Annotated in this window: 9 protein-coding genes and 1 pseudogene; 3 read left to right on the top strand and 7 right to left on the bottom strand. The window is 51.0% G+C overall.

Features of this window, described 5'->3' with window-relative positions:
• Window positions 1–1,243: 1,243 nt before the first annotated feature.
• On the top strand, window positions 1,244–3,502 hold the full coding sequence (locus tag art_RS05820; protein WP_038463117.1) for a hypothetical protein: 2,259 nt from the start codon (window positions 1,244–1,246) through the stop codon (window positions 3,500–3,502).
• An 83-nt stretch (window positions 3,503–3,585) separates the two neighbouring features.
• Entirely contained in the window at window positions 3,586–6,315 is a 2,730-nt protein-coding gene (locus art_RS05815) for a CDP-glycerol glycerophosphotransferase family protein (protein ID WP_038463114.1), read from the top strand.
• Window positions 6,316–6,610: 295 nt separating this feature from the next.
• Here art_RS05815 and art_RS05810 read toward each other — a convergent pair whose 3' ends face one another.
• A complete protein-coding gene (locus art_RS05810) occupies window positions 6,611–8,362 on the bottom strand; it encodes an IS1634 family transposase (protein ID WP_052136046.1) in 1,752 nt (583 codons plus the stop codon).
• Window positions 8,363–8,662: 300 nt separating this feature from the next.
• On the opposite strand from art_RS05810, the gene art_RS21530 reads away from it, so the two are divergent.
• A complete protein-coding gene (locus art_RS21530; RefSeq protein WP_082000127.1) occupies window positions 8,663–10,159 on the top strand; it encodes a glycosyltransferase in 1,497 nt (498 codons plus the stop codon).
• Window positions 10,160–10,300: 141 nt separating this feature from the next.
• Here the strand turns inward: art_RS21530 and art_RS23135 are convergent, their stop codons facing one another.
• The 6 genes and pseudogenes from art_RS23135 to art_RS22485 all read right to left on the bottom strand — a co-directional run bounded on the left by art_RS23135 (window position 10,301) and on the right by art_RS22485 (window position 15,087).
• Complete coding sequence (locus art_RS23135; RefSeq protein WP_301537954.1) at window positions 10,301–10,432, bottom strand: hypothetical protein; 132 nt, start codon at window positions 10,430–10,432, stop codon at window positions 10,301–10,303.
• 163 nt (window positions 10,433–10,595) lie between these two features.
• Window positions 10,596–11,162 (bottom strand): annotated as a pseudogene (locus art_RS22900) (transposase).
• A gap of 32 nt (window positions 11,163–11,194) precedes the next feature.
• Window positions 11,195–11,896 carry a transposase family protein gene (locus art_RS22895; RefSeq protein ID WP_253901490.1) on the bottom strand — a complete coding sequence of 234 codons (702 nt, stop codon included), beginning with the start codon at window positions 11,894–11,896 and terminating at the stop codon, window positions 11,195–11,197.
• Between the two features lie 687 nt (window positions 11,897–12,583).
• On the bottom strand, window positions 12,584–14,206 hold the full coding sequence (locus art_RS22125) for an accessory Sec system protein Asp2 (RefSeq protein WP_157875161.1): 1,623 nt from the start codon (window positions 14,204–14,206) through the stop codon (window positions 12,584–12,586).
• Window positions 14,207–14,491: 285 nt separating this feature from the next.
• Window positions 14,492–14,623 carry a hypothetical protein gene (locus art_RS23130; protein ID WP_301537954.1) on the bottom strand — a complete coding sequence of 44 codons (132 nt, stop codon included), beginning with the start codon at window positions 14,621–14,623 and terminating at the stop codon, window positions 14,492–14,494.
• 110 nt (window positions 14,624–14,733) lie between these two features.
• Entirely contained in the window at window positions 14,734–15,087 is a 354-nt protein-coding gene (locus art_RS22485) for a hypothetical protein (protein WP_162182035.1), read from the bottom strand.
• Between the last annotated feature and the right edge of the window lie 27 nt (window positions 15,088–15,114).

Below are 15,114 nucleotides of genomic sequence, written 5' to 3'. Positions count from 1 at the left end.
ATGGCTGTCGATCAGTCTCGAGTCTGAGGCCAGATGCCTTGCGGAAGACCGCCGAGAGTCCTGCAACCAGCGTTGGAGAATCCTGTGCCGTAAATTTGCCCCCCCCCTTGTAGCCAGGCCGTGCAAATGGAGCGGCCCTTGGTGAGAGTCGAATTTGCTGCACTCATCGTTGCTTCCACGGGTGAATATGTTGTGGATAGGGGTCGATTGTTGTGTAGGTCTCATTGAGTCAGTCGCCACGAAGAGCTATCCGACTGCATGACTTTGACCACCCATATTGTAGGGCGATCGATGGTGGGAGAGCGCAACTTGGAGGCGGTAGTGATACAAAAAACGTCTCACTCGTGCCCGGTTGGCATGTCAGCATCGTGCCGAGCAGGCAGTGTCCATGCTACTTTTAAGAGCAAACTCTCTGCTCGATACATGGTGCTCGTACAGATAGCTGTGGTAAACATTTCGAGGCGCAGCAGAATATGTGACCTAGGTTCCACTCGGTTGCTGCTGCTCCTGTCGGGGCGCACTCAGACGCAAATCCATCGCCAATGTTGACAGCTGTCGAGGTATTGGCGTCCGACTTACTAAATCTCTATTGGGGGGACTAACTAACGAACTAACATCTCAGCCTGAGATACAGATGATCATGCACGGGTTCGGCCCTTACCAGAAGGCTGAAGCTTGCCAACATAGCCGCAGTTGGAAGCAGCCAACTAGTCGGCCTTGCAGCACCGAAACGCCTGGACGAATCAACATGACATGAAACTTGGCATGGATGCAGCGACGGAGACTTGATGAGACCGAAGGGATCCATAGAAGAAAACTTCGGGTGTTTCGTATGATTGGCATCGACATGAGGGATGTCTGAGGGACCCATGGAGCAACGCAGACTTTGCCGCCGTATTTAGCACGGTGGGCCAATGCGCCAGAGTGTCGACACGTTGTATTCGAACTTCCCTGGAAACAACTGCACCGATCTCAAAAAACAACTTGAAGCAATAATTCTAAGCCCTGATTCAAGCGGTTCTCAAAAAACAATGTCACCGTGGACTAGATCGTTCGTTATGGAACACAACGCGATTGGAAGATGTAAGCATAAATTCCGATGTATTACATACGAACGAATATACGGTATCACCATCGTCTAGAAAATGACGATCGGAGCATCCGTATAAATACAATTTCTGATTGTCACGCTTCAAGTATATTACAAATATTTGTGCAATCGACGAACTAGATAGAGAAGACTTTGACTAACGAAAACGAATCTGACTCCAACCAAACCGGTTCGGAAGAGCAGAATTACCTGCAGGCCGAAGCACGGGTTCTACGTCGGATAGGAACCCGCGACTACGCTGATCCTCTCAGTAATCAGGATATAGTCGACTTTATTGACAACGTCGGTGCCCAACGCGACCCTGAATATGCCCTCCGGTTAGCGGACGCTGTGCTGGCTGATCTCAAGCTAACGGGTGATGACCCCAGTGAGTTTGGTATCCAGGTTTTGCTTTCAAGCGCCACCACCCACTGGTTAACGGGTGATGCGGATACAGCGGAACGAATCCTAAACACACTGGTCGACTCGGAGGCCCTAGATCCGGAACAGCTAGTGAGAGGGACTTCCCTCCTCGCAAGGATTGCAGGAGCTCAGGGGCGGTGTAATGAAGCAGCTGAATTCCTAATCTCAATAATTCCACGGCTCGTTCGGGGTACCGAGACCAAAACCAAGGCCGCACTCTGCGCCTCCCAGTACCTGAACTTGAATAGGAACTATAGTTCTGCACTGAAATTAATTGAGTCAATTCAGCGAGAAATAATTGATTCTGGCGCTGTTATCTCTGTCGAGACGGAACAGCTGTTGGGAATCGAGCTCGCATGGACCCACTTCAATTTGGGCGATACAATTAAAGCTATTGAGCTTCTCGAATCGCCTGCCATGGACGTAAACGGTGACGAGAACCCACGCCTTCAGAACTTTAAGGCCTACGTATATGCGTGGACCGACGCTGTACAAAGTAGCCGTCGATTGGGCGATGCGATCCGAGATGGAAAATATAAGTTCGTTTACAACCCGTTGATCACTGATTCGCAGCACATGATCGGCGGTGCATGGTCAATGGTCCAAGAAGGAAATATCCTTGGTGCGCACAATCTCTTCCGTGCAGCAGCAATGGAAAGGAAGCCAGACCACCCGGCCCATGTGGTCCTCAACTCTGTGGAGTCGGCACTTGAAGGAGTGGCTTTTACTGCCAAGGAATTGGATCGAGAAGAATTGGCACTTGAAGCATTGACAGAGCTGCAGGAATTGCAGTCTCTAGGAGGATTTTTCGTCTCTGTTTCAGGCATATTCCATGGAATGGACCTGGTGCTGAACAGTCAAGCTGAAGTTCACGCCCGTCTGGCAGTCATCAGATCGATTCGACGCCGGGGACAAGTTACTCAAGGCAACGCATCCTTGCTGGTACTGCGCTGCAGCCTTACTGAATGTGAGCTACTGCACGAGGCTGGACTCTTCCAGCAGGAACTGGAGCTGCGCACCTATTGCAGGAAATTGATGGCTTCAACGAGGCGGGTGAAAACGCGCCTTGGCTACGAAAATGAGGTTAGGATTGCGTCTCTGACAGCCAAGTTCGGAGATGTCGCCGGCGCTCAGGCCTTCATAGAGCAGGTATTGCCTGAGATTCTGTCGCTCTATGGAGCGGCCGATGAGTTGACTATCAACGCCCGGTTCGCCCGGGCAGCTATCTTGGAAGGTTCTGCGCCAGATGACACAATTCTGGACGAACTAAGATCACTTCAGCTCGATGTCGAACGAATATTTGGTGTCAACAGCATCATGAACCTGCGAGCTCAGTACCGCACGGCATGTTCACTGGATGCGGCTGGCGAGAGAGAAGAGGCGCTGTCCGTTCTCTTGGCAGTTGAGGGAAATCGGGGCTTCAACTCGGCAGGCCAAGAATTCGGCTCCACGGTCGTATCAAAAGTCGCCGATCTGTTCTTTGAAATAGGGAACTACTCGCGCGCAGTGAAATGGTACAAACTTATCGCAAGCCGGTCGTTCGATTCACCCGATGAACTGTCTCAGCATGATTACAGAATGCAAATTATGTATGGGTGCGCCTTGGCAAAGGCGGGAAAGTTCAAGGAAGCAAGATCTCATTTGGCAGTTATTTTGGATCAAAGCGTAAGCCAGGAGCCGGAAAACTTCGAAATATCTCTGATGGGTAAAATAGCGTCAGCAGCATGTGCAGAGAGTCTCGGTACCTATACGAAGGCTGCATTCGAATATCAGGAAATTGTAACGAGGATAAACGAGAAAAGTAATGAATCAGAGTTAATGCTCTGGGACTTGAACATTTCAGTTGCACGTAACTACGAGATGGCTGATGATCAGCCGAACGCCTTCTTGTACTACGAAGAGGCACTCCGATTAGCGAATATTTTGGGTGACATCGACGCCGTGCTGATCCAAGAGATAAGCTGGCGGCGGGATTGTTGCCGTCCATAATTTCATGTTATCGGCTTGCTGCAACGGAGAAATGCCATTGCTAATGATTGAATCTTGTAATAAAGTAGAAATTCTGAGGAACTGTGACTAAAGGTTTATTTTCCGTTGTAGTAGCGTTGTACGGTGTTGTCGACTATGTCGATACATTCCTGAATTCGCTTGTCCGGCAGTCTTTTCCTTTCGAGGATTTGGACATCATTATCATTGATGACGCGTCCGTTGACGGCTCCTATGACCGGGTCAAAGAGTGGGTTTCAAAGTACCCCAACGTCATTAGGCACACCACAAAACCTAATGGTGGTCCAGCATCTGCCAGGAATGTTGGCCTCGATATGGCTAAGAACAAGTGGGTGACGTTCTGCGACCCAGATGATGCCCTACAAGAGTCATACTTTGATAATGTTACGTCGTTTATTGAACGCGACCAGGACCGCCAGGCATCTATACTTACAACGAGGGTTATGATATGGCAGGAAAAGACTGGCAGGATTAGTGATAACCACCCACTAGCCAGAAAATACTTCTTTGGCGAACGGTTAGTGGATTTGGACAAAGACCCCCATAATATTCAACTTGGTGGTGCGTCCATATTCCTCCGGAAGAGTGTAATTGACGAACATGATCTGCGGTTTGACGAACGGATTAAACCTACATTTGAAGACGGCGAGTTCATTGGTCGTTTCATGAGCTATCTGGAAAAACCAATTGTTGGATTGGTTTCCAATGCGCGCTACCTCTATCGAAAGCGTGGAGACGGTTCGTCGCTAGTTCAATCGGGTTGGGGACAAGCCGAACGTTACGACCACGTGCTAAAGTACGGGTATATCGGCCTGCTTGACGGTTTGCGCGAAAAACTGGGCTATGTTCCTGTCTGGGCACAGAATATGGTCTTGTATGACATTCAATGGTATTTGTCAGAAGACAAGAAGATGAACAGCTCTACGGCATGGTTGAAAGAAGACCAGCGCCTATTGCTGATGGAACTTCTTCGCAAGACATTTACCTACATTGAGCGTGACACCATCGACTCCTATAACGTGACTGCTTGGTCTTGGCTTACGAGAGAGGCTATTCTTACTCACTTCAAGGGCCAAGGGTCTAAGGTTAAGCGTGCCTTTCTTTGGTCAGAAAGGGATAGCTCGCCAACGCGAATCGTTTATACCTACAGTGGTGTTCTTCCTGACGAGAAATTCATGGTCAATGGTGAGTCGGTAACTCCGATTCGTACAAAATCCGTTGAGCACTCATACTACGGAGAAACATTCGTGATAGAGCGTTCAATTTGGCTGCCGACAAGTAATACGCCCCAAGTTTGGATTAATCAAGAGTTTGTTCCGTTCGCGTCGCCCAAACGGCCTGGGTGGACAAAACCAGTCACAACTCGGGCGTTGAAGCTTGCACCCAAGCCCCCGGCTCGCTCTGGGCAATCCAAAAACATATTCACGCAGCGGATTATGACCAGCACTCGACCTATCGCCCGGCATTTTCAAAGAGCCGTGGCGATTCGGGCGAAACTGGGAAATCGGATTGCCATCGACCGACTCGTGTTTGGTGGCAGTTCAGTCGGAGCTGCGACGAATGTTGCCAAGCGTGTTGTTTCGCGAAAAACTGAGGCCGCATTCATGGCGAGGCAGCACAAAATGGACCGAGCGACTCTTGCCTGGGCCAAGTCAGATTCAGTTCAGAAAAAGTATGAACGTGCATGGGTAGTCATGGACCGTATCGATAAAGCTGATGACAATGGTGAGCACCTGTACCGCTTCATTGCACGAGAACATCCCGAGATAAATGCTTGGTTCTTGTTGAGTAAAGACTCGGCAGATTGGGAACGCCTCTATCGGGAGGGTTTCAAGCTCGTTGACTATGGTTCACGGGATGCAGTCGCTTTGACATTGGCTGCGGATTTCCAGATTTCATCAGATGCCACCCACGGCGTGCAATATCCCATTGACAAGAAGCGGTTCGGCACGTATTCTTCCAAGTTCGTATTCTTGCAGCATGGCGTGATCAAGGATGACCTGTCACGGTGGCTAAACTCGAAGGATTTGTCGATGTTTGTTACATCAACCAAACCAGAGTACGAGTCAATTGCAGGCTCCTTGTCGCCGTACAAATTCACTGCAGATGAGACTAAGCTGACGGGACTTCCCCGCTTTGATGCTTTAGTCTCTAAGCGTCAATTGGTTGATCCGTCAGATCGTCGAACCATCGTAGTCATGCCGACTTGGCGCCAGTCGCTACGTGATGAGCTGATTGACGCCGTGGACGATGCTGAACGCAAAGAAGTTCTAGAAAATTCGGAGTTCGGCAGGAACTGGTTTAAGTTTTTGAGAGATGAGAGAGTTTTGTCATTGGCGAACTTACATCAACTTGAGGTTGTTTTTATTCCCCACCCGGCTATGAATAGTCTGTCGAATCTGGTTGCTCTCCCCAGTTATATAGAAATATTTGATTCGAAATCGGGGAGCCTTCAGGATCTGTTAGCGAAATCAATTGTAACTATTACTGACTATTCGTCTATTGCCTTTGACGCAGCGATGGTTGGTTCCTCTATTGTCTATTTCCAATTCGACTCTGATTCCATATTCTCTGGCACGCACAGCTACCGCAAAGGCTATTACGAATACGAAGCCGATGGATTTGGTCCAGTATTTGAAAGCGTTGATCGTGTCTTTGAAGGGCTTGATGTAATGGCGGCCAATGGATTTGTGCCATTCGAGAAGTATGAGAAACGCGTTTCGGAGACTTTTGCATACATGGACACCAACAATTGTCAACGAGTGGTTGAGTCCATCAGGGCTCTCGGGCAATAGATGTTCGCGGAGAATTGCCAGAATAGTGACATGCTGACTTATGAAGTTATCCTGGTGACCGAAATATTGTCCCATTAGGCGGAAATGTTTTCTTGGCTACCTCATGCATCAATTCCAATTCTCGCGTGACCTTTGTTTTCATGTCAATAAAAAAGCACTGCCTTCTATTTGTTTCAATCAATCTGTAAACTACCTTCCTATTGCCAGAAGTATTTAGGCTGAAGTTACGCAGGTTAAGACAGGAAGATCCCCGGAAACCCGGGGATCTTCCTGTCTTAGTGTCTGGGGTGTCTGGCTACTTTCTGTAGGTTTTGGCGTGGTCTCGGATGAGGTTCAGGGCCTGGTGTTGGGTTGGTGTGGGGGTGGCGAGGAGCTCGAAGGTGCCGGTGGTTCCGGCCATGGTCATGGTGTTTCGGGTCCGTGTGGCGAGGTGGCGCAGCAGGCCCTGGTAGGTGTAAGCGGGGGTTCCGTCAGCGAGTTGCTGCGTGCTGGCCTTACGCTGCGCGGCGGCGGAGCGGTTTACGGCGGCGACGGGTTCCTCGGGCACGGGACGGTCCTCATCGGTGAACGTCAAGGGTTTCAGGGCGTCGCGGAGGTGCCAGGTCAGGTGCCCGGCGAGCATGCATAAAAACACGTGGGACCGGGTCCGTTCCTCGGTGTGGTGGTAGATCGGGCGCACATGCAGGTCCCGTGATTTCAGGGACTTGAAGATCTTCTCCACGTTCGCCAACGACTTGTAAACCCGCACCGCCTCGGCAGCATCCATGGACTCCTCGGTGACGTTGGTGCGGATGACGTAAATCCCGTCCAATTCAGCTTCCTTGGCGATGGATTCCGGGTCCCGTACCCAGGTGAAGGAGGTGTCTTCGATGGTCAGGGTGAAGTGCTTGGCCATGTTGTTTTTCCCCAGCGTTTTACCGACCCGCAGCCCGGTCTTCCCGGCGTCCTTGAGCCGGCCAGCGATCACTGCTTTCTGGATGGTTTTCAACCGCTCTTCCGTGACATCGAGCAGCTCGGCACGTTTGTGTTTGCGCATGGCGGCCAGGGCTGGGTTGTAGCACGCGATCAACCGTTCCCCGGGGTAGTCGGGGTGGGTGATCTCGGCCAGGTTCTGCTGATCGAACAGGCTCATCTGTAACGGGCCCTGGTCCTGGGCCAGTTCCTGAATCGCGGTGATCCGCAACGCACTGACCCACCCCAACGTGGTGTCCTTCAGTGCGGTAATGCGGGCGGAGGTGATCATGCCCCGGTCCCCAACCATGACCATGTCCTGGACCCCTGCGAGGTCCTGGATTTCGGCGGCAATACTGATGAACGCGGTCGGATCCGCCGTGTTGCCGGGGAAGACGCGCACAGCGATCGGAACCCCGGCCCGGTTGGCCAGCATCCCGTATTCAATCTGCTCCACACCCCGCTTTTTATCCCGCGAATACCCGAACGCGGCCAACGGGTTATGGGTGCCCGTCACCCAGGACGAGGAGAGATCGAACAATGCCAATTTATCCGGGTTGACCTCCGGGCGCAGGTACGCCCTCGCCAACGCTTTCTCAATCACTGCTTGGCGGTTTCCGAGCCAGTCCATGGCACGGTACAGGTCATCGGTACTCACCGGTCCCAGATCCCGGCCCAGGGTCGTATCTGCGAAGAAAGACAGCGTTGCCAGCTTCGAGGACGGGGCGCACATTCGGGCCGCCAATAACGCCATGACTAGATCACGTTCCCGACATGCCGGGCCGAGCATCGCCTCAAAACCAAGCCCGCGGGCCATCGCATACACGGCATCAACATGACCGTGGGGCAGGGAACGGAGGATTTGCAGGGCGGCGCCGGCCTCGACCATGGTCTTGCCCGCCAACGAGGCACGCAGCGTCTCCACAGCAGTGTCTGGCAGGGCTGAGAGGTTCGCCAAGGTCTCGTGCTTGACCTTCCCGTCCTCCCGGAACGAGGTGCGCAGCAGCACCGACCGGTACTCGACCTCGACCCCGGCTTTGTTCACCCGGCGGGACGTGTTCACGGCTACATGCATCGCAGGCACAGTCTTCGTCATACCCACAGAATATGCCCCACAGTGGCAAAAGTGAAGGGGTTTTACCAATATTTTAGTGGCTACAAATATTGGTACAAAAGTGGCCCTTCCCCCGGAATCTAGAAGGAAACCGGGGAAAGAGCCAACGTAACTTCAGTTTGGATGCTAGTGTCTGGCGCCTTAGTCCATATTGGTTTCGCATACGCTGTAGAGTAGAGACGCCAGGTCTGCCTTTTGTAGTGGTATCTGGTTTACTAAAGATGCAGAACCGATAATTTCAGGAAATGAGTTCAGTGTAAATATTATGGATGGATTAGCTCAATGAAAGAAACAACAGTGGTTTCAATCTTGACGGGTACATGGAGGCCCAAAGGGGGTATGACTAGTTCAGCGCTTTTGAGGTCAAGCAATTTTGTAGAATACGGTACAGCCTCCATCGTGTTTACGTTGGACTATCGGGCGGATCAAATTGAATACGTGGCGAACATGCGTAAAAATGGCAGCGTTGGACACGGTGTTGAGATTAGAAATTTTTACGAGCACTTTAGGGCTATTTCACTAAAGACTGGAAATGTCTCATTGCCAGACAAGGATCAATTATTCGAGCAAATTCAAGATCCAAATCTTTCTCGATTCTTTTCTGCGAATGGAAACCTCGTCTATAATGAAAGGAAGTCGAACGACGGTAGTTGCAAGCGCAGGTTCTTCAATGACCTGCGTCAAGTTATAAGAGTTGATGAATTTTCGCCACTTGGATCGCTTCATCGTCGTAACCTGAGAAATGCAGATCGAGGAAAATTTACACAAACCACCTATCTAAACCGATTGGGTGGAGCCTATGCCTTGAGTTGGTTGAATGACAAAGAAGATGAGACTGGATTCTTTGTCTACAACGGAGATTCCACGAACGTCATGTATTATAAACGAACACGTGAGGCCCAGATTGCATGGGTGCGCGACCAAATTGAGCAAATTGACGGGCCTGTCGTTGTAATAGTTGATAACACCGAGATGATGGACATTGTTAATTCTATCTCACGACCTGACGTGAAGAAGGTTGCGGTTTTTCATGAAAATCATCTTCTTGAACCTAACGACCCAAGTAGCGGCCTGCGTGATATCTATAAATCCGTCTTGAATAATGATGGCGGCTGGGATCGGTTGGTGTGTTCAACGCAACGGCAGGCTGAACATCTGCAGGCTGTCGTTGGAGACGGTGTTGAGGTTGACGTTATTCCGCAAGCTATAGACGATCTTCCACGAAGTCCGGTTGGCTCGAAATTAGAATCAAGTTTTGCATTTTTTGGCCGGTTGGTTGATTTGAAAAGACTCCCAGAAATTATCACTGCCTTTTCCAAGGTGCAGGCATTGAGACCTGAAGCGAGGCTGGATGTGTTCGGTGATGGACCAGCAAGAGAGCAATTAGTGCAGATTATCAGAGATTTGAAATTGGAGCAGTCTGTCAGTCTCAAAGGAGCGGTATCTGATGTTCGTTCGCATATGGTGAGGTATAGTGCGACGGTTTTGTGTTCGAAGCATGAGGGATTTGGTTTGGTTATTGGAGAATCGATGATCAGTTCAACTCCTGTGATTGCCGCGGATTGTAATTACGGGCCGAGTGAAATTATCACTCATGAGTCGGGATTTTTGGTCGATCATGACGATTTTGAGGCCATTGTAACAGCGATGATTTGGTGTATAGATAATCCCAGCGATCTAAAGCGTATGGGTGACCGAGCAAGAACACGTATATTGGAAAAGTTTTCTCGCAACTTTGTCTCAGAGTCGTGGTTAAAGCTATTGGAGAATATTTTCTGACTTCGGGCCGTTTAGAATATATCAGGAGTATGGGATATCCTGTCATTTGCGGTTCTTCGTAGCTCGTGGGGAATTGAGTTCATGATTTGGCTATACATAGCTCCCGTGTCCCTGATGGGACCGGGGCGGCTGCAATGTCGTTTAGCTGGTAGTGATGCCGCCTAGCTTGAGTGCCCGGTCGGGGTAGTTTCGGGCTGCGCGGGTGGCTTTGGCGAGGTTGGTTTCTTCTTGGAGTCGCAGGATCGTGATGGCGATGTTGCGGAGGGAGGCCATGACTCGTGGCCCTTCACCGTTTCTGACTTTGCTGTGATCTTCTCTCCAGGTCACGTCGCGCCGGTAGTGGAGGCCGTTTTCAATGGCCCAGTGACCGCGGATCCACGCCCCTATCTCGGCAGGTTTTCCGGCTCTCCGTGGTTCGTGGTGAATTCCATTGTTGTCATGGATGATTCACCGCTGTTTGGGCGGCGCTCCTGAGCATAATACGTGTTGTGTAGTTGGTGCTATTGACGAATCCGCGCCCTGTCCTCTTGATGTGTTTGATGCTGGTGTTGTTGGCTTCTACTTTTCCCGTGGTGGCACCGGTGACGATGAGGACCTCGCTCTCTTTCCACCATCGGCACATGGTCCGCCAGAGCCTGGTCGTCTCGGGCTGATTGGATTCTTTCACCAGCCGCTCGAGTTCTTCCTTGGCCAGCTAGGCGTCCTCCAAGGAGCCGGTGCGCAGCAGTGTTCGCACTTGTTCTTTCACGTCCCAGGCAGCCTTGAGTTTCCTCGTCGGGTCATCGGTCGCGAAGCCTTTCTCTAGCTTCGCCCGTGCCTGATCTGAGAGTGTGTCGCTGGCCCGCAGGAGCAGCATCCGGTGCGCCCAGGCAGGATCCCCGGCCCGGCCACGACGACCCCGCACCTGATGAGAAAGTTGTTGCCTGACTTCTGTCCGTGCCTGATTCGCTAGCTGGATCAGATGGAAATGATCCACCGAGACAGCGGTGCGGGGCAGCCACATCCGCAATGCTTTTGACGAATGCTGCCGAGGGATCAATGGCGACGTTCTTGAACGCCGAGCCGCCACTCCAAGGGCCGTTTGATCAGCCACGCACCGACCCCGGTGTGGTCTCGGCCGTCAACAACACCCAGGATCTGCCCGGTATCCAGGTCAACGATCGTTGTCATCCACGGCTCAATGCGCTTCCAGAGACTCGTTTCCGGGTCTTTGAAGAAGCGGACGGATCGGAAGCGGTGTTCATCGATGCCGAGCATGCGTGGCCGTAAGAGATCAATGTTGGGCAGTTTCGTTGCAGCCGCGGTCAGGGCCTTTTGCACCAGCCACCACGAGACCCCGTGCGCTGTGGCGGTTTCCGTTACGGCACGGCCAGAGTCAATGACAGCGCGCACGAGAGCGTTGCGGAGCCGGCTCGTACAGCGTGCCCTAGCTGGGACCTCGAGCGTGGCTTCAGAGAAGGTCTTGCGGGTGCACGATGATTCGTCGCAGAACAGCCGTCGCTTGGCCCACACGACTTCCACCGGGCCGGCAATGGGTATGTCTTTGACTCGTTGCTGCCGGCCAGAGTGGCGACGGGTGCCGATGACACCGCAGCCAGGGCACCCAGATTCAATGGTGCTTTCAATATGGATTCTGCGTTGGCCGAAACTCAACGTCTCGGCTCCCATGACGCGGTAATCGTGAAGATTGAAGATCGTTGTGGCAGCATCAGGGTACACCAAAGTAAGCTCGTTCAAGGCACGTAGTCCTGTCATCGATGAATGCGTCAGAACATCCATCACAACAGGGCTACGAGCCACCTCTGTTCAAGGACACGAAACCAGAATTCACAACGAACCACGGAGAGCCCGTTTTCCTTGTGCTGGTGTCAGCGACGTGACGATGTACACCCTCCCGGTGTGCCACTTGCGGGTACCCACCGGCTGTGACTTGCGGATGATTTGAGCGGTGAGTACTCGACGGTTTGGGGGCTCTCCGTGGTTCGTGGTGTTTAGGGACAAGTCAACGAGCGTGTCGGCCACCGACCAGGTGTTCTCTTCACCGTGTTCGTCTGTGTGGGAGACGGCTTGACACCGCCATACGCTAACCTGCCGAAACACACTCTGGCGTCCGTGGCTTCCAGACGCACACGGCCTTACGATCTGACGAGACGTCCTAGGCATGGCGAGATCTTGCCTCACACGGGCCTCTACGACTGAATCAGAATCAGTCTTGCCATTCCATTCAGCTGAACAGTCTGCACTCACGGTCCGGTAGCCGCGACGCTTCGTCGAATTCTTGTGGCGTTCTCGTCAAATGTTCGTCTGGTCCCGTTCGAGATCAGCACCAATCTGACGATCCGTCCGACCAGCCAGAGTACCTACTGCGATGTCCGCCCGATCCAAAAACGAAAACACACTATGCCCCACAGACAACTCTTCTACTCAAATAATTTGTTGCGTCGAGGATATGGCAACTCTCTTATGCCCACCGTTGTTACCTGTCGGCGTGATATAAACATCCGAATTATCCTCTATCAAAACTGATACGCAAAGAGGACGAGTATATATCTCTCCTCGGAAATTTGCGGTAATAGAGAGATTATACTCCCCAGCCGGAATATCTTTGAGACTTATACCCGAATGTTTGGGAGTTGAAAAATATGACTTTGAATAATCCCCCCACTCGTCGCCGATCAATGCAGAAATGTTCGATCGTCTATCCTTAGCAATTCTTTCGCTAGCAATTACAGCGTTGGTTCGCACATCGAGGAAGAGCAGATAAAAATTTACATCAGACCAGATCCGAGTCTGAGCACCTAAGACACCATAGTATCCCTCGACATGTAGCATGTCACTTTTGGCCCAGTAGGATTCCAAGCTAAAATAACCCGATCCAAGTTGTTTTGAATTAATCGGCCTGACTACCAATCTTCCCAAACCGTCTGATACCGTGATACGGATAAATCGATTCTTCCAAATACCTTCATATGGCTTATCAGAGACAAATAATTTCCAAATTGTCTTGTCATATGTTCCATGTCTTAGAGAAACGCCTATATCGTAGACCCCGTCCTCCAAAATGGAAAGATCAATCCCAGCGAATTTTGGTGATGCGAAACGGGTTTTCGAATAATTGCAATACTGATCTTCAAAATACCGCGCACTCATCCGATGGTCGTGCACACCGCCAAGGGGAAATGCGTGCCTTTTTTTATTTGATCTTAAAACTAGACTGCGAGACAATTGATTGTATTCACCTGCAGATTCGCCTTTAATGAAGGCGAATCCTTGGGGAAAGACTAGGCCATTAGAAATATAAATGTGCGACATTTCTGCTAATGCCTCATTGCGTGAGGCTACCCCGTTAATTGAAGGCTGAGGGTCGAGCGCTGACAGATTCGTGTCTCCGTTATAGACCTCGCCATACCTAGGATGCGTTCCTTCGCAAAGTGCTACAATAGTGGATATTATTATGGGTATATTGTACCAAGTTACATCAATATGCTCCTTCACCAAAGAGCTTGCGGTCTCAAAATAGTTGAAATTATCATAGGCTCGATACAGTGACAGAAACGGTAAAATTTCAGTTTTATATTGATAGTCGGAGGGAGAGGAAATGAGATATATGTTCCTTCTCTTATTTGGATCGTTTTCTAGTAGGTCTGGTATTATTTTGTCAAGCTCTCGAGCCTCCTCTTCGCTGCCATCGCTAGTCATATTGGCGAAAACATCAGGGTGCCGAACCCGAGTAGATGACCCGATGTTCATTCGTGGTGCAGCGGCAATTATATTCGGATAGTCGAAAGCGAGGCCGTGATAAAGTGAACCGCTTGCCCCTTTTGAGAAGCCGGCAATAGTGCACTGATTTTTGGTTAGCCCGCGTTCTTTGAGAATACTTTCAATTAGCGACTGAATGGCAATCGAGTTGTCAAATCCCGAAGCGGTCCTGATGTAATATGAATGATTATCGTCAAACCAGTCCTCAATCCACAGAATATCGCACTTTAAGTCTTTTACTGTGGAACCCTCAAAGTCAAAGGTTCCGCGTTTTCTATATCCTGACATAATTACGAGCAGATGTCGTCTGTCGCTGGTCGACTTTTTAAATCGATACCCAACATTGACGTTTCCATGACTGAATGTGTCTAGTGAATTGATGATTAGGATGTCTCCGGTGTTTGACAGTAATCTGAGCTCAGCAAGGATTTAGTCTACAACAAGAGCTCATACTGTCTAGTACGCTTGATGAGGTATTGGCAACCTCTTGAAATTGTCCATGCACAGCCGCGAAACTGCCCATCGATTTGGACTCGAAGAACCATAGCTTCCTCGGGGCGGCTGCAATGTCGTTTAGCTGGTAGTGATGCCGCCTAGCTTGAGTGCCCGGTCGGGGTAGTTTCGGGCTGCGCGGGTGGCTTTGGCGAGGTTGGTTTCTTCTTGGAGTCGCAGGATCGTGATGGCGATGTTGCGGAGGGAGGCCATGACTCGTGGCCCTTCACCGTTTCTGACTTTGCTGTGATCTTCTCTCCAGGTCACGTCGCGCCGGTAGTGGAGGCCGTTTTCAATGGCCCAGTGACTGCGGATCCACGCCCCTATCTCGGCAGGTTTCCTTGCGCTGGTGTCAGCGACGTGACGATGTACACCCTCCCGGTGTGCCACTTGCGGGTACCCACCGGCTGTGACTTGCGGATGATTTGAGCGGTTTGGGCCGCGTGGGGGAAGTTGATGCCCGCGGAAATACTGACGCACTTGATGGTTCTTTCAATGTCTCTGCCGTTGGCAGTTTCAACCATCTTGTTTCCAGCCCTGACGCGCTTCCATGGAAGATCGGCACATTGCTTATGCAGACCAGGTTGGTTCCCCTTAACTGTGAGTACATAGAAGGCTTCACGGTCGTGGAGATAGTCGGCGTGTTTACGCTGCGGATGAAGGGCGTCCGCAGACACGACAACCCCGGTAAGGTCCTTGATACC

Origin of the sequence: Arthrobacter sp. PAMC 25486 (assembly GCF_000785535.1) — a bacterium.
GTDB lineage: Bacteria > Actinomycetota > Actinomycetes > Actinomycetales > Micrococcaceae > Specibacter.
This window is presented reverse-complemented; position numbering and strand designations above follow the sequence as displayed.